Below are 19,609 nucleotides of genomic sequence, written 5' to 3' on the forward strand. Positions count from 1 at the left end.
GTGACCCCGGCCCCGGCCGGGGGGCCCGCCGTGGGCGTCGCCGTCGGCTCCGGATTCCCGGTCGGCTCCGGGGCCGCCGTGGGCTCCGGAGTCGCGGTCGGTGCCGGGGTTGGCGTGACCGCGTCGGCGACGTCGATGCTCACGAGCGTCGCCGGACCCGACTCACCGTAGGTGACGCGCCCCAGGTACTGGGCAGGCCCGGCCAGGTTCGACCACGAGACGGTGTAGGCCGTCGGCTCACCCTGAACAGCGTCGACGATCTGCGGGTCGGTGCTCAGCGAACCGAGACGCTCCTCCGGAGTGACGACGAAGCTGCGCAGGTCGAAGGTCGTCGCCGACGTGCCGGGGCCGACAGAGTAGATGACGGCCTCCACCGTGTAGCTGCCCGCCGCGGGCGCGGCAATGTCGACGCGCTCGTCGGCCGAGCCGGTCGCCGAGGTGTACACCTTCTTCGTGCTCTCGCTGGTGACGGTCAGGTCGAGGTCGGCCGTGTCGTCGATCGCGTCGAGGTCGAAGCGGGCGAACTCTGCGCCCTCGGGCACCTCCACCGTGGTGGTGAAGGAGGTGCCTTGGGCAGGGTGCCCGAGTGGCCGTCGGCCGCCGTGGCGTCCTCGGCGAGGACACCCTCGGTCAGCCCGCTCGCGGCGAGCGGCAGGGCGCCGTCGACGCCCGGAGTGATCGTCACCGACGCGGTGCCTGTCGTGCCCGAGCCCGAGACCTCGTAGGGGGCGTCCAGCAGGACCGGACGCACCGCGATCGGGCTGCGGACATCGTGCTCCGCGCTCGACCACGTGAGGTATCCCGTGGCGAACTCGTTCAGCTCGGCGTCACCGGTCGTGAACGAGACCGTGTACTCCGCGGTTTGCCCCGCCTCGGTGAAGCTGAGGCTGGACGGGGAGACGACGGTGTCGATGCCGTCGATCCCGTCGACCGATGCCGTGTAGGTGCCCGGCCCGGTCGAGGTGACCGTTCGGGTCACCGTCTGCGTGCCGGCCAGGGCGCCGATGGCGATGGAGGCCTGGTTCAGGTCCGACGGGTCGATGGCCGCGATGGGGTCGATGACGGGGTTCGAGGTGAAGACGTAGCCCGCGCCCTTCAGGAAAGCGATCCAGTCGCTCGTGCCGCTCTCGTAGAGCAGCCCGGGGTCGAGGAACGCGGTCGGGTCGACGTGTCCGGCGCCCTGGGCGAAGACGTCCTCGGAGGCCGCTCCCGACTGGTCGACGCTGTCGTAGGCGGAGGTCATCATGGCCGACTTGACCGCCGACGGAGAGGCCTTCGGCGTGGCACCGAGGATCAGCGCGGCGAGGCCGGCGACGTGCGGTGACGACATCGAGGTGCCCGACTCGAACGCGAAGGCGGGGTCGTCGCCCTCGGCGTGAAGCTGTCGGCCAGGATGGCGACACCGGGTGCCGTGAGGTCAGGCTTGAGCACGTCGGCACCGTCCGCCTCCGCGGGACCGCGCGACGAGAAGCCGGCGACCTGGGGCACGGGGATGACGGCGCCGGTCGGGTTGCCCTCGGAGAGCGTCACCCGCGCGCCGGAGGTCTTCGCGTACGCGGTGATCGCGTCGTAGGCCTGCGAATCGATCTGGATGCTCGGGACCGAGTGGTCGTCGACGTGCAATGCGTTCGGGGTCGCGTTGAGCAGGAGCATGCCGATGCCGCCTGCCCGCTCGACCTCGGCCGACTTCGATACGCGCGCGGTGACGCCCGCCGTGCAGGTGACGACCTTGCCCTTCACCTTCGCGGGATCGAGGGTGCCGGTCTCGCAGATCGCAGGATTCTCGGCGCCCGAGCGGACCACGTCGGCACTGTTCACCAGCGGGCCCGTGACGTCGTCGTGGACCGAGATCGAACCGCCCACGAACGCCTGGCCGTCACCGAGGGTGGCGGTCGCCGTGTAGGTGGGGACGGAGGAGGCGGCGACCGTCGTGTACCACGGCGAGGCGTGGTCGAGAGTGGAAGCGCCCGCTCCGGAGTTGCCGGCCGAGGCCGCGACGAAGACACCCGCGGAGGCCGCGTTGAGGAAGGCCTCGTCGATGGGAGTGAGTGTCGAGGTGGCCGAGCCGCCGCCGATCGAGAAGTTGATCACGTCGACGCCGTCCTTGACCGCCGCGTCGATGGCGGCGAGGATCCCGGAGCCGGAGCAGAAGTCGTCGTCGTCGGTGCCCGCCTCGGTGCCGTTCCAGCAGACCTTGTACGCCGCGACCTTCGCAGCCGGGGCGACACCCGAGATCTGTCCGTAGTCGTAGCCGTCGACGCTCGCCTCGACACCGGCGTTGCCGGCCGCGGTGCTCGCGGTGTGCGAGCCGTGTCCGTCGGCGTCGCGCGGGGAACGGTACTCGGCGTTGTCGGACGAGCCGACCTTCTCGCCGTCGCCGAGGAACCAGCGCGCTCCGATGAGCTTCTGGTTGCACTCGTCGCCGTCCCACTGCACGGAGGCAGGGAGTCCCGGCGAGCAGGAGCCGACGAACGAGGTGCCGTCGGACTTCGCGTAGGTGACCGTCGTGCCGTCGGTGTAGGGCTCCGCTCCCGGAGACGTCGCCAGTGCGGGGCCCGCGAACGACGGGTTCTCGGGCGCGATGCCGGAGTCGATCACGCCGACCACGATGCCCTTGCCCGCGTCGTCGATGCCACCCAGCTTCTGCCAGGCTCCGTTCTCGCCCTCGAGACCGAGGAAGTCGGTGGAGCGCTGCTGGCCGGTGTCAGGGACGGGGATGCCTGCCGCAGAGGCGAGCGGAGCGGTCTGCGCCGCGCGGTCGACCGTCAGGTTCTCGACCTTGCGGACCTGCGCGACGTCCTTGCGCTCCGCCAGCTCGCCAGCCTGGTCGCCGGAGAGGGTGGCTGAGAAGCCGTTGAGCGCCACCGTGTAGTGGTAGTCGATGGCCGCGTCGACCGCGGCGGCGACGTCCTGCTGACGCTGCTCGAGATGCGCCGCGTAGTCCTCGACCGGCGCGGAGGCGGCCTGGAGCTGCGAGCCCTCGAGGGGAGCAGTGCGCGCGAAGCGGGCGTCGGTGCCCTGATACGTCGCGGCCGAGGGCTCGACGAGGGTGACGACGTAATCGCCGTCGTCGAAGCTCTGCCCGGTGGAGAGTCCGCCGACGAGCGAGGCGCTGCCGACGAGTGGAGCGGCACTGGCGCCGGTGGTGGCGAAGGCCGCCGTAGCGGCGACGCCGAGTACGGCGAGTCCTGCGAGGATGCGCCTTTCAGCGCGACGGACGGGTGGACGGTGGGACAGGTGGATCGGCAATCGATGTCCTTACTCACGTTCGCTGGGAACCGGATCGGTTCTCACACAGAATCGACCCTACGAACCCGTTTGCCCAGCTTTGTTACGAGCACGTAACGAAGTGACCGGATCGGGGACGAAAATTTTTGGCACTCTCGCCAGCCGAGTGCTAATCTGGTCGCAGTTGAGTCGAGTCGGCTCAACCCTTGGAACTCTTCGTTGCACGACCGAATGGAGTGATCTCAATGGCCATCACCTACGACCCCATCCGCGAACTCGACCGCGTCGCCTCTGCCCTGCTCGGTGCAGGCCAGGGGCCCCGCCGTATGCCGATCGACCTCTACCGGGACGGCGACCACTACGTCCTCACCGCCGACCTCCCCGGCATCGACCCGGGCTCCGTCGATGTGGATGTGGACGGTCAGCTGCTCACCATCAGGGCGCAGCGGACCGTCGCCAGCGGCGACGACGTCACCTGGATCACCCGGGAGCGCCAGTCGGCCACGTTCGTCCGCCAGCTCAGCCTCGGCCAGGGCGTCGACACCGAGCGGATCTTCGCGTCCTACGACAACGGAGTGCTCTCGGTGACCATCCCCGTCAGCGAGAAGGCCCGCTCCCGACGCATCGAGGTCGTCTCGAGTGCCCGTCCCGAGCAGGTCCAGATCAGCGAGACAGCTGCCGACTGACCGCCGCAGCAGGGGCCCGTCCGCGTCCGCGCGGGCGGGCCCCTGCTGCGCGTCCGGGGATCCCCTACGCTGACCGGATGCGCGCTCCCTCCGCCACTGCCGTCGGCGTCCTTCTTCCCCGCGACCTCCCCGCCTCGGAGGTCCTCGCCTACGCGCGCCGCGCCGAAGCGCTCGGCTTCGACGAGCTCTGGGTCGTCGAGGACCTCGGCTTCCGCGGCGGCATCGCCCAGGCCGGAGCCGTCCTCGCAGCGACCGAGCGGATCGTCGTCGGCATCGGCATCCTGCCCGCCGCCGTCCGCACGGCGGCCTTCACGGCGATGGAGCTCGGCACTCTCGCCGAGCTCTTCCCCGGGCGCCTGCACGCCGGGATCGGGCACGGCATGCCGCACTGGATGCGCGGCCTCGGTGTCTGGCCGCAGAGTCCGCTCACGCTGCTCGAGGAGCAGTTCAACACGATCCGATCGCTGCTCTCGGGAGAGCGGACCAGCCGCACCGGACGCTACGTGCAGGTCGACGACCTCGTGCTCGAGTCGCCGCCCGTGGTCGTGCCGCCGCTTCTGGCGGGAGTCCGGGGGCCGAAGTCGTTGGCTCTCGCCGGCCGCATCGCCGACGGGGCTGTGCTGGCCGAACCGGTGACTCCGGAGTACCTCGCCCGCGCCCGCGAGCACATGGCGACGGCGGGACGCCTCGTCGCCTATTCGGTGGCGGCGGTCGACGACGAGGCCACCACCGCGCGGGACGCGGTGCGCCACGGGCTGGAGTGGATCGGTGAGCCCGACTGGGCGCCCCACATCGAACCGCTGCCGTTCGCGGAGGAGTTTGCCCGGCTGCGCGCGGCGAGCGCGGACCGCACCGCCTTCTCGCGCGGCATGCCCGATGAGTGGGTCGACCAACTGGCGGTCGTCGGCACGCCGGACGACGCCCGAACACGCATTGCCGAGTTGCATGCGGCCGGAGCATCGAGCGTCGTGCTGATCCCGTCGGGGCCCGACGCGACAGTGGCGATGACCGCGCTCGCCCGGGCGCTCTGACCTCGGCGCTCCCGGCCCGCAGAAACACGTTCGGCTCGCAGGATCCGAGGATCACTGCGAGCCGAACGGGTGTCCGAGAGCCGGAGATCAGGCGGACATGCGGGCCTGCAGGTTCTCGTCGAGGGTCGCGAGGAACTCCTCGGTCGTCTGCCAGCTCTGGTCGGGGCCGACGAGCAGAGCGAGGTCCTTCGTCATCTTGCCGGACTCGACCGTCGTGATGACCACGTCCTCGAGCGTCAGCGAGAAGTCGATGAGCTCCTGGTTGCCGTCGAGCTTGCCGCGGTGCGCGAGGCCGCGCGTCCAGGCGTAGATCGAAGCGATCGGGTTGGTCGAGGTGGGCTTGCCCGCCTGGTGCTGGCGGTAGTGGCGCGTCACGGTGCCGTGCGCCGCCTCCGCCTCGACGACGCTGCCGTCGGGTGTGGAGAGGACCGAGGTCATCAGGCCGAGCGAGCCGAAGCCCTGCGCGACGGTGTCGGACTGGACGTCGCCGTCGTAGTTCTTGCAGGCCCAGACGTACCCGCCCTCCCACTTCATCGCGGAGGCGACCATGTCGTCGATGAGGCGGTGCTCGTAGGTGAGGCCCGCGGCGTCGAAGCGCTCCTTGAACTCGGTCTCGAAGATCTCCTCGAAGATGTCCTTGAAGCGGCCGTCGTAGGCCTTGAGGATCGTGTTCTTGGTCGAGAGGTAGACCGGATAGTTGCGCGAGAGGCCGTAGTTGAGCGATGAGCGCGCGAAGTCGCGAATCGACGCATCCTGGTTGTACTGGACCTGCGCGATGCCGTCGTCGGGTGCCTTGTAGACCTCGAACCTCATCGGCTCGGAGCCGTCCTCGGGGGTGAACTCGACAGTGAGCGTGCCCTTCCCCTTGAAGACGAAGTCGGTCGCGCGGTACTGGTCGCCGAACGCGTGACGACCGATGATGATCGGCTTGTTCCAGCCCGGCACGAGTCGGGGGATGTTCGAGATGATGATCGGCTCGCGGAAGATGACGCCGCCGAGGATGTTGCGGATCGTGCCGTTCGGCGACTTCCACATCTTCTTCAGGCCGAACTCCTCGACGCGGGCCTCGTCGGGCGTGATCGTCGCGCACTTGACACCGACGCCGTGCTTCTGGATGGCGTGCGCCGCGTCGATCGTGACCTGGTCGTCCGTCTCGTCGCGGTACTCGATGCCGAGGTCGTAGTACTCGAGGTTCACGTCGAGGTACGGGTGGATGAGGGTGTCCTTGATCTTCTGCCAGATGATCCGCGTCATCTCGTCGCCGTCGAGCTCGACGACCGTTCCCTCAACCTTGATCTTGGACATTGCTCTCCCATGGTGTCGATGACCCCGCACCTGTGCGGGACGGGCGGCTCTGCACCGCTCCGGATGGCCTCGACCCAGCCTACCCGAGCACTCAACTGTCTCGATGTCGAGAGACTTCACCGGGCCGTCCCCGGGGCGGCTCTGTGCCGCCCGGTGTCGGCCGCCAGGATGATTCCCGCCCGAGCATCGTGCCGGTAGATTGACGCCATGAGTGACCTCCGTCTGGAAGAGCTGTCCGCCTCGAACATCTCCGCCGTCAACGGGCTGAGCCTCAAACCCGGACAGGAGCAATTCATCGCGCCGGTGTCGTACTCTGCGGCCGCAGCGGTGATCGATCCGGGTGCCTCGTGGCAGCGCGCCGTGCTGGACGGCGACGAGCTCGTCGGCTTCATCCACGCGCACTTCGACCCGGAGGCGGCCGAGGAGTTCCGCAGCTGCATCTGGCGCATCAACATCGACGCCGCGAAGCAGGGCCGCGGAGTCGGCACCTTCGCCGTGCGCGCGACCGCAGACGAGGCGCGCGCTCGCGGCTTCGACACCCTCACCGTGGTCTGGGAGTCGGGCGAAGACGGGCCCGAGCAGTTCTTCCGCTGGATCGGCTTCGAGGTCGTCGGCGAGACGCAATACGGCGAGAACATCGGGGCGCTGAGGCTCTGACCGCTCAGCCTCCGGGTACGCGCGCTCCTGCTCTCGACGTCGCGAGAGACGAGCCGGGGCCGCTCGACTTCGTCTCCGCCGTCTTGGACGTGGTCGGGTCGATCCCGGTCGGACACGTGATGGCCTACGGCGACGTCGCGGCGATGCTCGGCACTCGAGCGGCCAGAGCGGTGGGCACGGTGATGGCGCGCTACGGTGCGGAGGTCGCATGGTGGCGCGTGGTGCGCTCCGGCGGGGCGCCTCCGGTCGGTCACGAGGAGCGAGCCCGGGTCGAGTACGAGCGGGAGGGGACGCCGCTCGTCGTCACTCCGAACGGCTACCGCGTCGACGTGCGTGCCGCCCTCTGGCGGCCCTGACCGCGGGGGCGTCCGCGGGGGCGACCCGATCTGCGGGGCGCACACGGTCCTCCGGCTCGGGGACGCGACGCGGAGGCGGATGGCGCCGCAGTCAGACCAGCGAGTCGCGCCAGGCCGCGTGCAGGGTGGCGAAGCGGCCCTCGCCGGCGATCAGCGCCTCCGGGGTGCCGTCCTCGACGATGCGGCCGTGCTCCATCACCAGCACGCGGTCGGCGATGGCGACCGTCGACAGGCGGTGGGCGATGATCACCGCCGTGCGGTCGGCCAGGAGCGTCTGGAGGCCCTGCTGTACCAGCCTCTCGCTCGGGATGTCGAGCGACGAGGTCGCCTCGTCGAGGATGAGCACCGCCGGATCCGCCAGGAACGCGCGGGCGAAGGAGATCAGTTGCCGCTGGCCGGCCGACACGCGGCCGCCCCGCTTGTTCACGTCGGTGTCGTAGCCGTCGGGCAGCGCCTCGATGAACTCGTGCGCGCCCACGGCCTGGGCCGCCCGAACGATCTCGTCGTAGGAGGCGGTGGGCCGGCCGATCGCGATGTTATCGGCGACGGATCCCGAGAACAGGTACGCCTCCTGCGTCACCATCACGATCGCGCGGCGCAGATCCTTCGGGTGCAGCTGCCGCAGATCGACGCCGTCGAGGGTGACGACTCCGCCGCTCGGGTCGTAGAAGCGCGAGATGAGCTTGGCGAGAGTCGTCTTGCCCGCGCCGGTCGAGCCGACGAGCGCGATGGTCTGCCCGGCAGGGATGTCGAGGTCGAACCGCGGCAACACCTCCCGATCGGTGGCGTACGCGAAGCGGACGCCCTCGAAGCCGAGCCGCCCGCGCGCCTGCCGCAGGTCGATCGGCCGCGTCGGATCCGGGACGCTCGGCTCCTCGGCCAGCACGCCCGAGATCTTCTCGAGCGCAGCGGCCGCCGACTGATAGGAGTTGTAGAACATCGCCATCTCTTCGACCGGGTCGAAGAAACGCCTGGTGTAGAGCAGGACCGCCAGCAGCGCGCCGATCTCGAGCCCTCCGTCGAGCACGCGGACGCCGCCGATGAACAGCACAGCGGCGACAGTCACGTTGCCGATCAGCACCAGTCCGGGATCGAAGGTGCCGAAGACTCCGAAGACCCGCTTGTAGGCGAGCCGGTACTGCTCGACGACCGCGCCGAAGACCGTCTCGTTGCGCTTCTGCGTACGGAACGTCTGCACGGCGCGGATCCCCGTCATCGACTCCACGAACTGCACGATGAGCCGGGACGAGGCGACGCGGGTGCCGCGGAACAGCGCCTGCGACCGCTTCTGGAACCACCGGGTGAGGAGCGCGAGCGGCACCAGGGAGCAGGCGAGGACGAGGCCGCTGACCCCGTCCAGCGAGACGAGCGCGATCGCCACGAAACCCATGTAGAGCGCGCCCTGCACGAGCTGGTTGATCCCGGAGTCGAGCAGCTCGCGGATCGAATCGAGGTCGCTCGTCTGTCGCGAGATGATCCGTCCGGAGGTGTAGCTCTCGTGGAACTCGAGGCTCAGCTTCTGGGTATGCAGGAAGACGCGCTTACGCAGGTCGATCAGGATCGCCTGGCTGACGCGCGCCGAGAGCACGGTGTACCAGGCGACGAGCACAGCGCCGACGACGCCCGTGAGCAGGTAGGCGCCCACCGTCAGGGCGAGCGGAGTGCCGTCACCGCGCAGCACCGCAGGCAGGCCATTGTCGATGCCTGCCGCGATGAGCGCCGGCCCGGCGACCTGCGCCGCCGTCGCGACGACAACCACGACCGCGGTGAGCATCAGCCGCAGCCGGAGCGGGCGCAGCAGCGAGCCGAGGAGCCGGAGCGAGCGGCGGCGCAGCGCGGACGACTCCGCTCTGCTGAGGTCGTCGCGCTCCTCGGTCGTGCCGAGCGTGCTCATGATCGTGCCTCATGATCGCTGGCCGGCCGCGAGCCGATGCGCACGACGCCGACCGGGCGGGTCAGCTCGTCCTCCTCGAGGCTCGAGATGACGAAGCGGTAATGCGGGCTGTTCGCGAGGAGTTCGCTGTGGGTGCCGACAGCGGTGACGCGCCCCTCCTCGAGGAGCGCCACGCGATCGGCCAGCGCCACCGTCGAGGGGCGGTGGGCGACGATAATCGCGGTGGTGTCGCCGAGGACGCGCCGCAGGCCCGCCTCGACGCGCGCCTCCGTGTCGACGTCGAGGGCGGAGAGCGGATCGTCGAGCACGAGCACCGACGGACGCGCGGCGATGGCGCGGGCGAGGGCGAGGCGCTGGCGCTGTCCTCCGGAGAGGCTCATCCCCTCCTCCCCTACCAGGGTGTCGAGGCCGTCGGGGAGGCGGTGCACGAAGCCGGCCTGCGCGATGTCCAGCGCCTCGAGCAGTTCCTCCTCGGTCGCGTCCGGACGGCCGAGCAGAACGTTCTCGCGCACGGAGGTGGAGAACAGCGTCGCATCCTCGAACGCCATGCCGATGTGCGAGCGCAGCTCGTCGCGGCGGAGGCGGCGGATGTCGACGCCGTCGAGCTCGATCACCCCGCCGGTGACGTCGTAGAGGCGCGGGAGGAGGGCGGTGAACGTCGTCTTGCCGGAGCCGGTGATGCCCACGAGCGCCATCGTCTCTCCCGGCTCGACCTCGAGATCGACGCCGTCGAGCAGGTCGCGGGCGCTCTCGGGGGCGTCCTGGTAGCGGAAGTGCACGTCGCGGAAGCGGACACGCCCGCGCGGCTGTGCGATCGTCTCCGGCTGCTCCGGATCGGTGATCGTGTTCCGGCTGTCCATGACTTCGAAGTAGCGGTCGACGGCCGTGCGGGTGTCGAAGGTCATCGACAGGAGGAAGCCGATCGACTCGACCGGCCAGCGCAGCACGGTCGCGGTGGCGAAGAAGGCGAAGAGCTCGCCGACGCTGAGCTGCCCGGCCGCCGCGAGCCAGACCCCGCCGAGGAGGCAGAGCGCGAAGGCGACGTCGGGCACGAGCAGCAGCACCAGCCAGATCCCGGCGATGGCGCGGGCCTTATCGAGCTCAGTGCCGCGCAGCTTCTCGGCCTGCCCGGTGAAGTTCTCGAGCGCATGCTGGTGCCGGCCGAACGCCTTCAGTACCCGGATGCCGTGCACCGACTGCTCGACGGTCGTGGCGAGGTCACCGGCCTGGTCCTGGCTCCGCCGCGCAATGCTCGAGTAGCGCTTCTCGAAGGCGAACCCGTAGATCCAGACGGGGACCGAGCAGACGACGAAGAGGAGGCCGAGGATCGGATTCCACGAGACGAGGACGCCGAATCCGACGACGATCGTCAGCGCGTTGACGACCAGCAGCACGAAACCGAAGGCGATCCAGCGCCGGATGAGGCTGAGATCGCTCATCGCGCGGGACAGCAGCTGCCCGCTCTGCCAGCGGTCGTGGAACGAGACCGGGAGGTCCTGCAGCTGACGGTAGAGCGCCGAGCGCATCCGCGCCTCGATGCGCGTGCTGGGGGTGAGCACCATCCGCCGCCGCAGCGCGATCGCCCCGGCCTCGACGATCCCGAGCACCAGCACGACCGCGACCGGCCCGATCAGCGGGGCGAGGTCGCCGGAGCCCGCGGCCGTCGCGCCGTCGCCCAGCGGTCCGTCGACCAGCCGCTGCAACACGATCGGGATCGCGAGCGAGACCAGACTCGCCACGAGCGCGATCGCGATGCCCCCGGCCAGCCGCGGCACGGCGTCACCGACGAAGGGGACGAGGCGCCGCAGCGAGCGGGCCGTGCTGGGACGCTTCTGGGCGGGAGTGCCTGCGGACGGGCGGGCGGGTGCGGACACGGTGCAGCGCTTTCAGGACGGAACGGAGCCTCCCCACGGGCAGCGGGTGGAGGGCGGGAGCGCCGCCGGGCCGATCGGCCGAGGGCAGCCTTAGAGGCTATACCGCCGCGCCGCAGCGCGTCCAGAGGGACGTCAGCGCACCCGCACCGAGAGACAGGTGACGCAGCCCTCCAACTTCTCGAACTCCGAGATGTCCACGGTGAGAACGCGGTACCCCAGGCTCCGCAGCAGCTCTGCGCTCCGCGGCGCGGAGGCGGCCATCAGCAGGGTGTCGGGGTCGAGGACGACGACATGGGCACCCGGCTCCTCGGGCATCGGCAGGAAGGAGGGGAACAGTCGCGGCTCGTCGACGACCGGCTCCCAGCCGATGACGGTGCCGTCGGGCAGAGCTGTCACGGCGCTCTTGAGGTGCAGGACTCTCGTCAGCGGCACGGCGACGACGGTGAGACCGAGCGGGCGGAGGATCGAGCGCAGCTGCTCGACTCCTGCGGCGTTGGTGCGGCCGCCGCGTCCGACGTAGACCGTCGCGCCGACCTTGAGTACGTCGCCGCCGTCGAGGGTGCCCGGTTCCTCGATCCGGTGCACCGTGAGATCCAGGGCGCGGACCGCCTCCTCGGCTCCGTCGAGCTCGCCCCGGCGGGACTCGGCTCCCGAGCGGGCGAGCACAGCGTGCTCGCCGAAGACGACGACGGCGTCCTCGACGAACACGGAGTCGGCCATCGCCGGCGCCGCCGGCGCCTCGACGGTCTCCCAGCCCGCGCGCTCGAGCAGGTCGCGTACGCCTCCCACTGCTGCTGAGCGCGGGCCTGGTCGACGGGCACGCGCTCGAGGTGGGTGAGCTCTCCGACCGAGAGGTCCGCCGCGGGGGCGCGGACGAGGGCGATGCGTCGCGCGGTCGGAGCGATCGGTCCGGTCGGCGCGGAGAAGCGCCTCCAGACCCGGTGGCCGACGGTCGCGGCCGAGACAGTGAAGGCGAGGAGGAGGACGAGGTTGAGTCCGCCGAAAGTCGCGAAGATCGACGCCCACACCTCCCCGGTGATGGCGCTCCCGGTGGCGCTGGCCTGCACGAGCGTGCCGAAGACGGCTCCGATCGCGCCCGCGACCAGACCCGCGAGCGCGGCAATCCACACGCGGCCGAGGAGGCCGGCGACGGCGAGCGCGAACACCACTACCAGGCCGAGCACGCTCGAGAGCAGGAAGTAGGCGTTCACCTGCGGGATCGACGTGGGCTGGAGCTGATTGCCGATGAAGAACGCGAGGAGATTCGCCAGGTGCGCGACGAACGCCGTGGCGGCAGCGGCGGCGAGCGCGACGAGGAGACGGCGGCCGAGACCCGGCGCGCGCTGCTGCGCGAGGGCGGCAGGGCGGGAAGCGGTCGCGGAGTCCGGAATGGGGTCTGGGGTGGAGTCGGAAGGCACCCGGCGACCCTACGCGCTCACGCCTCCCGCCCGGCTGTCGGAGGCCTTGCAGCGGCCTGAGAGCCGTCCGCTCTGTGCGCCCGCCGCACGCCGCCGCGCCCACTCCTCAGACATCGCGGTACTCGAGCGCGACGACCGCAGCTCGAGTCTCGACCGGAACCACCGCGGGAGCCGCTCCCCGGGCGAGGCCGGCGGTGACGCCCGGCGCACCGCGCTCAGTGGAAGAAGTGCCGCTCCCCCGTGGTGTACATCGTGATCCCCGCGCGCACGGCCGCCTCGACGACCTCCGCGTCGCGCACCGACCCCCCGGGCTGGACGACCGCCGTGACGCCCGCCGCCAGGAGCACCTCGAGGCCGTCGGCGAACGGGAAGAAGGCGTCGGAGGCGGCGACGGACCCGGATGCACGCTCGCCGGCGCGGGTGACAGCGAGGTGGCAGGAGTCGACGCGGTTCACCTGGCCCATGCCGACCCCGACCGAGGCACCGCCCTTGGCCAGCAGGATCGCGTTCGACTTGACCGCGCGGCAGGCCTTCCACGCGAACTCGAGGTCGAGGAGCGTCTCGGCGTCGGCAGCGTCGCCGGCGACGAGCTGCCAATCGGAGCTCACCTCGCCCGGGCCGCCGGTGAAGCGGTCCGGCTCCTGCAGCAGAACGCCTCCCGAGATCTGTTTGAACTCGCGTTCGACGGGCGCGAAGAAGTCGGGCAGCTGCAGCAGCCGCAGGTTCTTCTTGGTCTTCAGCACCTCGAGCGCCTCGGGTTCGAAGCCGGGCGCGACCAGCACCTCGGTGAAGATCTCCTTGACCGTCTCAGCCATGGCGAGGGTCACGGGCCGGTTCGCGGCGATGACGCCTCCGAACGCCGACACCGGGTCGCACTCGTGGGCGCGGCGGTGGGCGGAGGCGATCGGGTCGATGGCCTTGGCGCTCGCGATGGCGATGCCGCAGGGGTTCGCGTGCTTGATGATCGCGACGGCGGGGAGCACGAAGTCGTAGGCGGCGCGGACGGCCGCGTCGGCGTCGACGTAGTTGTTGTACGACATCTCCTTGCCGTGCAGCTGCGTCGCCTGCGCGATGCCGGTGCCGTCCGGAGACACGTAGAGCGCGGCCTTCTGGTGCGAGTTCTCGCCGTAGCGCAGGACCTGCTGCAGGGTGCCGCGGATCTCGATGGAGCCCTCGACGCCCTCGGCTGCCTCCTGCCCGGCGAACCACGAGGCGACGGCGGAGTCGTAGGCCGCGGTGTGCGCGAAGGCGCGCGCCGCCAGGGTGCGGCGGGCGGCGAGGGTCGTGCCGCCGGCGGCGAGCGCCGAGACGACTCCGGAGTAGTCGACCGGGTCGACCACGACCGCCACGTTCGCGTGGTTCTTCGCGGAGGCGCGCACCAGAGCCGGCCCGCCGATGTCGATGTTCTCGACGACCGTCGCCGCGTCGGCGCCGCCCGCGACCGTCTCACGGAACGGGTAGAGATTGACCACGACCAGCTCGAAGGCGGCGATGTCGAGCCGCTCCAGCTGCTCGCGGTGCGAGGAGAGGCGGAGATCGGCGAGGATACCCGCGTGCACGGCCGGGTGCAGCGTCTTCACGCGGCCGTCGAGCGACTCCGGGAACCCGGTGACGGTCGAGACGTCGGTGACCTCGTGGCCGGCGTCGCGGAGGGCAGCCGCGGTGGAGCCGGTCGAGACCAGCTCGATCCCGGCCGCGGCGAGCGCCGCTCCGAGCTCGAGCAGGTCGGTCTTGTCGCTGACCGAGATCAGCGCCCGGCGGACGGGGACCAGGTCGCGGTCGTCGTAGCTGCTGGGGTCGTGGGCGGTGATGCTCATGCGCGGGCGAGCTCCTCGAGGTCGACGGTTCCGTGGGCGATGTCGAGCACCGTCTGCACCAGCAGGCGTCGCTCGATGGTCTTGATGCGCTCGTGCAGAGCGGCCTCGCTCTCGCCGGGGAACACGGCGAGGCTCTCCTGCGCGATGATCGGGCCGGTGTCGACTCCGGTGTCGATGACGTGCACGGTGACGCCGGTCTCGGTGGCGCCTGCGGCGAGGGCGTCGCGCACGGCGTGAGCACCGGGGTACAGAGGCAGCAGCGCGGGGTGGGTGTTGATCATCCGCGGGCTGAGCGCGTCGACGACGACGGGAGGCAGGATCCGCATGAAGCCGGCGCAGACGACGAGGTCGGGCTGCCACTCCCGGATGCGCTCGAGCAGGGCGGCGCCCCACTCGTCGCGGGAGCCGAAGTCGCGCGGCGGGACCGTGAAGGCCGGGACTCCGTGTTCCTCGGCGTGACGGAAGCCCTCGGCATCGGTGTCGCTGCCGACCGCGACGACACGGGCCGGGAAGCCCTCGTCGCCGGTGGCGTCCAGCAGAGCGCGGAGGTTCGATCCGCCGCCGGAGAGGAGCACGACCAACTTCAGCACTGCGCAAGTCTAGAGGAGGCCCCTGCTCGGGTCAGCCGCGCCCGCTCCGCCCGGCCGCGAGACCCAGCCCGGCTGCGAGCGCGAGCTCAAGGGCCGCGACGGCTCCGACCGCCCACGGGTCGGGACCGATTTGCACGAGGCGCCCCGGCCCCGCCGCTCCGCCCGAGAACCAGGCGAGCAGGCCCAGGAGCAGGCCGCCGACCACGCCGATCCCGCCCGCCGCGGCCGCACCCCAGCGCAGCAGCGAGCGCCCGTCGAGTGCGTCCATCACGCTTGAGCGCAGTCGCCAACCGGCGACGAAGCCCGCCAGCAGAGGCACCAGCAGCCCGAGGAATCCGAAGGCGGAGCTCCCCTGAGGAAGCGCGGCGAGGACCGGGATCGACGGGATCGGTCCGAGGAGCGTGCCAGCCGCGCTGACGGAGGAGCCTGTGCCGAGTGCGAAACCCGGGCCGATCAGCCAGCTCGCCGCCCAGATCACGAGGTTCGGGAGGAACGCCAGCTGCCCCAGCGTCACCACGAGGCCGCCGAGCGCCTCGGCCCCCAGGCTCTCGTAGAGGGCGACGACCGAGCTGTAGTCGAGGATCAGCAGGACAGCGACGAGCAGCGCCGCGGAGCCGACGACCCCGGCTGCGGCCAGAGCACCTCCACGCAGCGAGACGACCAGGAGACCGGGAACCGGCTCGGGGAGGCGGTGGAGGGTCTCACCCGCGAGGTCGCCGAGGCGATCGGGCTCGCCGCTACGCGCCGAGTGCAGTGCGGCGCCGATCAGCACGCCGAGCGCGAAGACGAGCGGGGGCAGCAGGATCCCCTGCACCGGGTCGATGCTCGCCGAGGCATCGGCCGCGCCGAGCGTGACGAGCAGCGAAACGAGGAGGTACGTGCCGATCGCGATGCCGACGCCGATCGCGCGGAACGGCGACTCCTGAGCACGCCGTCCGGTGCGCGCGCCAAGGAGCAGGGTGAGCAGCGAGAACGCCAGCGGCGCGATCGTCACCGCGAACCGCTCCGTTCCGCCGGGCAGCCCGAGCGCGAGGGCGGAGTCGGGGGCGAGGCCCGCCCGCAGATCGGCTCCGTGGCCAAGCAGCCAGGAGTCGGCGGCGACCCGCCAGAACACGCCGAAGTCGATCGTCGTGTCGTACTGCACGGCCCAGAGGAGGGCCAGCGGGACGAGGGGGATCGCGAGACCGATCAGCGCCGACAGCGCGGCATCGAAGGCGGCGAGGAGGGCGACGGTGATCCGGTTCATGGGCCTGACGAGCCTAGCGGCGGCTCGCTCGGAGGCAGGCTAGGGGCGCGCCGCAGGAGATCCCGGGCACGGATCCGGTGCGGCTCACGTAGCGGGCGTCCAGCCCAGTCGCGGAGCGATGCTCTCGGCGACGGCGCGGAGGATTCGCCGATGCGACTCCACGCCACCCACCGCCGGCAGCGTGATCGTGAGCGAATCCGCCGCGGCGAGGGCCGGGTCGGCCGCGAGCGAGGCGACGATCTGCTCGGGAGTACCGATGTGCAGCGGGCTGAAGCGCATCGGCGCCGTGATGATCGAGCGGTCGGCGGTGCGGGGGCGGCCGTCGTCGTCCATCCGGGCGAGGTAGCCCTCGATGAAGGGGCGGTGCGCCTCCTCGTCGGCCGAGTCGAGCAGGGGCAGCACGATGCGGCCGGCGGTGACCCGCGAGGCGCGGTCGGGATGCGCTGCGGCGAACGCCTCGCGGTAGGCGCGGATCTGCACGGCCTGCTGCTCGGCGAACGGCAGACCGGTCTCCTCCGTGTTGAGCGTCGACACCTGGAGGTGCAGCCCCTGCTCGCCGGCGCGCACCGCGGAGGTGACCGTGCCCGCTCCGTACCAGAGTCGGTCGGCCAGACCCGGCGCATGGGGCTGCTGCACGAGCGGCGCGCCGACCGGGACTGACATCAGTGCGGACTCGGCGATGCCGAGGGTCGCGCCCGAGAGCGCCTCGCGGAGGCGGACGATGCGCTCCTGCGCCTCCGCACGGAAGTCGCGCTCGGCCTGGCCGAAGACACCGTCGAAGACCGAGGCGAGGTGCGCGAAGCCGCTGCTCACGCCGAGCTCCAGACGTCCGCCCGAGAGCAGGTCGACCGTCGCCGCGTCCTCCGCCAGCCGCACGGGCGACTCGTAGCGAGCGCCGATCACGGCTGTGCCCAGGCGGAGGCGGCGGGTGCGCTGGGAGGCGGCGGCGAAGAAGGTCATCGGAGACGCGAGGTAGCGCTCGAAGTGCCGCACCCTCACCCAGCCGGTGTCGTAGCCGAGCTCCTCGGCGAGCTTGAGGAGGGCGAGCCCGTCCTCGAGGCTGCGCGCCGCGTCGCCCGGCAGCTCGGGACCCTCCGGGTACGGGACGAAGGTCAGCAGGTCGAGTCCGAGGCGGCGGGTCACGGCACGACGCTACTCCGCCCGGGCCCGCCACCACGACCGAACGGACGGTGCGGCCCGCCTCAGCAGGTGGCACCGTCCGTTCCGACGGTCTCGCGAGGAGGCGTGCGGGCTAGAGCGCCGCGTACACCTCGCGGAGCAGGTCGGCCGTCTCGGACGGCGTCTTGCCGACCTTCACGCCCGCGGCCTCAAGGGCCTCCTTCTTGGCCTGCGCGGTCCCGGCCGAGCCGGAGACGATCGCGCCGGCGTGGCCCATCGTCTTGCCCTCGGGAGCGGTGAAGCCCGCGACGTAGCCGACGACGGGCTTAGTGACGTTCGCCTTGATGAAGTCGGCCGCGCGCTCCTCGGCGTCGCCGCCGATCTCGCCGATCATCACGATCGCCTTGGTCTCGGGGTCGGCCTCGAACGCGGCGAGCGCATCGATGTGCGTCGTGCCGATGATCGGGTCTCCGCCGATGCCGATGGCGGTCGAGAAGCCCAGGTCGCGCAGCTCGTACATCATCTGGTAGGTCAGGGTTCCCGACTTCGAGACGAGGCCGATCGGGCCCTTGCCGGTGATCGTCGCGGGGGTGATGCCCACGAGCGACTCGCCCGGCGTGATGATGCCGGGGCAGTTCGGGCCGATGATCCGGGTCTTGTTCCCCTTCTCCTGCGCGTACGCCCAGAACTCGGCCGAGTCCTGCACCGGGATGCCCTCGGTGATGACGACGAGGAGGCCGATCTCGGCGTCGATCGCCTCGATGACGGCGTCCTTCGAGAAGGCGGGCGGCACGAACGCGATGGAGACGTCGGCGCCGGTGGCCGCCATCGCCTCCTTCACCGTGCCGAAGACGGGGAGCTCGACATCGCCGTGGGTGACGGTCGTGCCGGCCTTGCGCGCATTGACGCCGCCGACGACGTTCGTGCCGGCCTTGAGCATCAGCGCGGTGTGCTTGGTGCCCTCGCCGCCGGTGATGCCCTGGACGATGACCTTGGAGTCCTTGGTGAGGAAGATCGACATGCTTGTTCTCTGATTCCTTGAGTCGTCGGGTCCGTTACGCGGCGGCGAGTTCGGCGGCCTTGTCGGCGCCCTCGTCCATGGTCGCGGCGAGCGTGATGAGCGGGTTGGCGGCGGCCTGGAGGATCGCGCGGCCCTCCTCCACCTTGTTGCCGTCGAGGCGGACGACGAGCGGCTTGGTGGCCGTGTCTCCGAGGATCTCGAGCGCCTGGAGGATGCCGTTGGCGACCGCGTCGCACGCGGTGATGCCGCCGAAGACGTTGACGAAGACGCTCTTGACCTGCTCGTCGCCGAGGATCACGTCGAGGCCGTTCGCCATCACCTGGGCGGAGGCCCCGCCGCCGATGTCGAGGAAGTTCGCCGGCTTCACGCCGCTGTGCTTCTCTCCGGCGTAGGCGACGACGTCGAGGGTCGACATGACCAGGCCGGCTCCGTTGCCGATGATGCCGACCTCGCCGTCGAGCTTGACGTAGTTGAGGTCGCTCGCCTTGGCCTTCGCCTCGAGCGGGTCGGCGGCGTCCTTGTCCTCGAGCGCGGCGTGCTCGGCGTGGCGGAAACCGGCGTTCTCGTCGAGCGAGACCTTGCCGTCGAGCGCGACGATGTCGCCCTCCTCGGTCAGGACGAGCGGGTTCACCTCGACGAGCGTGGCGTCCTCGCCGGTGTAGACGTCGTACAGCTTCACCAGGACCGGGGCGACCTTGGCGATCAGCTCCTCCGGGAACTTCGCCGCGCGGGCGATCTCCTCGGCCTTGGCCAGGCCGATGCCCTGGCCGGGGACCACCTCGACGCGCGCGAGGGCGTCGGGGCGCTCGACGGCGAGCTGCTCGATCTCCATGCCGCCCTCGTAGGAGGTGAGCGAGAGGTAGGAGCGGTTGGCCCGGTCGAGCAGCACCGAGAAGTAGAACTCGCGGTCGATGCGCGCACCGCCGGCGACCATCACGCGCTTCACGACGTGGCCCTTGATGTCGAGGCCGAGGATCGACTGTGCCGCGGCGAACGCGTCCTCCGGGGACTTCGCGACCTTGACGCCGCCGGCCTTGCCGCGGCCGCCGATCTTCACCTGCGCCTTGACCACGGTGACGCCGCCCAGCTTCTCAGCGGCGGCGCGCACCTCCTCGGGCGTATCGGCGACGATGCCCGGGAGCACGGGGACGCCGTACTTCTCGAACAGATCACGGGCCTGGTATTCGAAGAGATCCACGCTGCATTCCCATTCCGCGCCGAGCGCGCTTGCGTTCCGAGGTCGAGGTGGCCCGGACGACGCCGGAGTCTCGGCACTGCCCCTGGGCCGCGCCGAGTCTACTCCGGACCCGCACCGCGCTTCCCGTGCGCCGTTCCACGCCCGCGCCGAGCGCCGCCGCGTAGCGTGG

17 protein-coding genes and 1 pseudogene are annotated in these 19,609 nt (G+C 70.9%); 5 read left to right on the forward strand and 13 right to left on the reverse strand.

Features of this window, described 5'->3' with window-relative positions:
* From ACH61_RS03415 to ACH61_RS03425, 3 genes and pseudogenes are all read right to left on the reverse strand, one after another.
* Nucleotides 1–542, reverse strand: a pseudogene (locus ACH61_RS03415) (S8 family serine peptidase); the annotation flags it as partial.
* Complete coding sequence (locus ACH61_RS03420; RefSeq protein WP_068208635.1) at nt 473–1,330, reverse strand: S8 family serine peptidase; 858 nt, start codon at nt 1,328–1,330, stop codon at nt 473–475. The gene ACH61_RS03420 and the pseudogene ACH61_RS03415, both read right to left, overlap by 70 nt.
* Nucleotides 1,294–3,249: a S8 family serine peptidase gene (locus ACH61_RS03425; RefSeq protein WP_068208636.1), complete on the reverse strand. Its 1,956-nt coding sequence runs from the start codon at nt 3,247–3,249 to the stop codon at nt 1,294–1,296. The genes ACH61_RS03420 and ACH61_RS03425 overlap by 37 nt, the downstream gene beginning before the upstream one ends.
* Nucleotides 3,250–3,473: 224 nt before the next feature.
* Here ACH61_RS03425 and ACH61_RS03430 point away from each other — a divergent pair, with 224 nt between their 5' ends.
* Both ACH61_RS03430 and ACH61_RS03435 read left to right on the forward strand, forming a co-directional pair.
* Entirely contained in the window at nt 3,474–3,914 is a 441-nt protein-coding gene (locus ACH61_RS03430) for an Hsp20/alpha crystallin family protein (RefSeq protein ID WP_068208637.1), read from the forward strand.
* 77 nt (nt 3,915–3,991) lie between these two features.
* Nucleotides 3,992–4,945, forward strand: a complete 954-nt coding sequence (locus ACH61_RS03435) for an LLM class flavin-dependent oxidoreductase (RefSeq protein WP_068208638.1) — start codon at nt 3,992–3,994, stop codon at nt 4,943–4,945.
* Between the two features lie 87 nt (nt 4,946–5,032).
* Here ACH61_RS03435 and ACH61_RS03440 read toward each other — a convergent pair whose 3' ends face one another.
* Nucleotides 5,033–6,250 carry an NADP-dependent isocitrate dehydrogenase gene (locus ACH61_RS03440; RefSeq protein WP_068208639.1) on the reverse strand — a complete coding sequence of 406 codons (1,218 nt, stop codon included), beginning with the start codon at nt 6,248–6,250 and terminating at the stop codon, nt 5,033–5,035.
* Between the two features lie 207 nt (nt 6,251–6,457).
* Here ACH61_RS03440 and ACH61_RS03445 point away from each other — a divergent pair, with 207 nt between their 5' ends.
* Together ACH61_RS03445 and ACH61_RS03450 are read left to right on the forward strand one after the other, a co-directional pair.
* The gene (locus tag ACH61_RS03445; RefSeq protein WP_068208642.1) at nt 6,458–6,907 is read left to right on the forward strand and encodes a GNAT family N-acetyltransferase; all 450 of its coding nucleotides are present in this window, start codon (nt 6,458–6,460) and stop codon (nt 6,905–6,907) included.
* The gene (locus tag ACH61_RS03450) at nt 6,904–7,263 is read left to right on the forward strand and encodes an MGMT family protein (protein ID WP_082844984.1); all 360 of its coding nucleotides are present in this window, start codon (nt 6,904–6,906) and stop codon (nt 7,261–7,263) included. The genes ACH61_RS03445 and ACH61_RS03450 overlap by 4 nt, the downstream gene beginning before the upstream one ends.
* Nucleotides 7,264–7,354: 91 nt before the next feature.
* Here ACH61_RS03450 and ACH61_RS03455 read toward each other — a convergent pair whose 3' ends face one another.
* The 3 genes from ACH61_RS03455 to ddaH form a co-directional block, all read right to left on the reverse strand.
* A complete protein-coding gene (locus ACH61_RS03455) occupies nt 7,355–9,157 on the reverse strand; it encodes an ABC transporter ATP-binding protein (protein ID WP_068208647.1) in 1,803 nt (600 codons plus the stop codon).
* Nucleotides 9,154–11,031, reverse strand: a complete 1,878-nt coding sequence (locus ACH61_RS03460) for an ABC transporter ATP-binding protein (RefSeq protein WP_082844978.1) — start codon at nt 11,029–11,031, stop codon at nt 9,154–9,156. The genes ACH61_RS03455 and ACH61_RS03460 overlap by 4 nt, the downstream gene beginning before the upstream one ends.
* A 132-nt stretch (nt 11,032–11,163) precedes the next feature.
* Entirely contained in the window at nt 11,164–11,820 is a 657-nt protein-coding gene (ddaH, locus tag ACH61_RS03465; RefSeq protein ID WP_330220118.1) for a dimethylargininase, read from the reverse strand.
* A gap of 152 nt (nt 11,821–11,972) precedes the next feature.
* On the opposite strand from ddaH, the gene ACH61_RS18125 reads away from it, so the two are divergent.
* Entirely contained in the window at nt 11,973–12,509 is a 537-nt protein-coding gene (locus ACH61_RS18125) for a hypothetical protein (RefSeq protein ID WP_236713525.1), read from the forward strand.
* Between the two features lie 155 nt (nt 12,510–12,664).
* Here the strand turns inward: ACH61_RS18125 and purH are convergent, their stop codons facing one another.
* From purH to sucC, 6 genes are all read right to left on the reverse strand, one after another.
* Nucleotides 12,665–14,266, reverse strand: a complete 1,602-nt coding sequence (gene purH / locus ACH61_RS03470; RefSeq protein WP_068208649.1) for a bifunctional phosphoribosylaminoimidazolecarboxamide formyltransferase/IMP cyclohydrolase — start codon at nt 14,264–14,266, stop codon at nt 12,665–12,667.
* Nucleotides 14,263–14,856 (reverse strand): phosphoribosylglycinamide formyltransferase, encoded by a 594-nt coding sequence (gene purN, locus ACH61_RS03475; RefSeq protein WP_068208651.1) that lies wholly within the window; start codon nt 14,854–14,856, stop codon nt 14,263–14,265. Before purN ends, purH begins: the two co-directional genes overlap by 4 nt.
* Nucleotides 14,857–14,887: 31 nt before the next feature.
* Nucleotides 14,888–16,102, reverse strand: coding sequence for a cell division protein PerM (locus ACH61_RS03480; RefSeq protein WP_068208653.1), 1,215 nt, complete (start codon nt 16,100–16,102; stop codon nt 14,888–14,890).
* 84 nt (nt 16,103–16,186) lie between these two features.
* The gene (locus tag ACH61_RS03485; RefSeq protein ID WP_068208655.1) at nt 16,187–17,245 is read right to left on the reverse strand and encodes an LLM class flavin-dependent oxidoreductase; all 1,059 of its coding nucleotides are present in this window, start codon (nt 17,243–17,245) and stop codon (nt 16,187–16,189) included.
* Between the two features lie 109 nt (nt 17,246–17,354).
* A complete protein-coding gene (sucD, locus tag ACH61_RS03490; protein WP_068208658.1) occupies nt 17,355–18,242 on the reverse strand; it encodes a succinate--CoA ligase subunit alpha in 888 nt (295 codons plus the stop codon).
* A 34-nt stretch (nt 18,243–18,276) separates the two neighbouring features.
* The gene (sucC, locus tag ACH61_RS03495) at nt 18,277–19,440 is read right to left on the reverse strand and encodes an ADP-forming succinate--CoA ligase subunit beta (RefSeq protein WP_068208659.1); all 1,164 of its coding nucleotides are present in this window, start codon (nt 19,438–19,440) and stop codon (nt 18,277–18,279) included.
* Nucleotides 19,441–19,609: the final 169 nt, after the last annotated feature.

The organism is Rathayibacter tanaceti, assembly GCF_001634385.1.
In the GTDB taxonomy this organism is placed as follows: domain Bacteria; phylum Actinomycetota; class Actinomycetes; order Actinomycetales; family Microbacteriaceae; genus Rathayibacter; species Rathayibacter tanaceti.

Coding starts and splice junctions, on each gene's coding strand:
- ACH61_RS03440 (WP_068208639.1), bottom strand. CDS start 6,250: ATGTCCAAGATCAAGGTTGAGGGAACGGTCGTCGAGCTCGACGGCGAC.
- ACH61_RS03435 (WP_068208638.1), top strand. CDS start 3,992: ATGCGCGCTCCCTCCGCCACTGCCGTCGGCGTCCTTCTTCCCCGCGAC.
- ACH61_RS03420 (WP_068208635.1), bottom strand. CDS start 1,330: ATGTCGTCACCGCACGTCGCCGGCCTCGCCGCGCTGATCCTCGGTGCC.
- ACH61_RS03480 (WP_068208653.1), bottom strand. CDS start 16,102: ATGAACCGGATCACCGTCGCCCTCCTCGCCGCCTTCGATGCCGCGCTG.
- purH (WP_068208649.1), bottom strand. CDS start 14,266: ATGAGCATCACCGCCCACGACCCCAGCAGCTACGACGACCGCGACCTG.
- sucD (WP_068208658.1), bottom strand. CDS start 18,242: ATGTCGATCTTCCTCACCAAGGACTCCAAGGTCATCGTCCAGGGCATC.
- ACH61_RS03445 (WP_068208642.1), top strand. CDS start 6,458: ATGAGTGACCTCCGTCTGGAAGAGCTGTCCGCCTCGAACATCTCCGCC.
- ACH61_RS03455 (WP_068208647.1), bottom strand. CDS start 9,157: ATGAGCACGCTCGGCACGACCGAGGAGCGCGACGACCTCAGCAGAGCG.
- ACH61_RS03430 (WP_068208637.1), top strand. CDS start 3,474: ATGGCCATCACCTACGACCCCATCCGCGAACTCGACCGCGTCGCCTCT.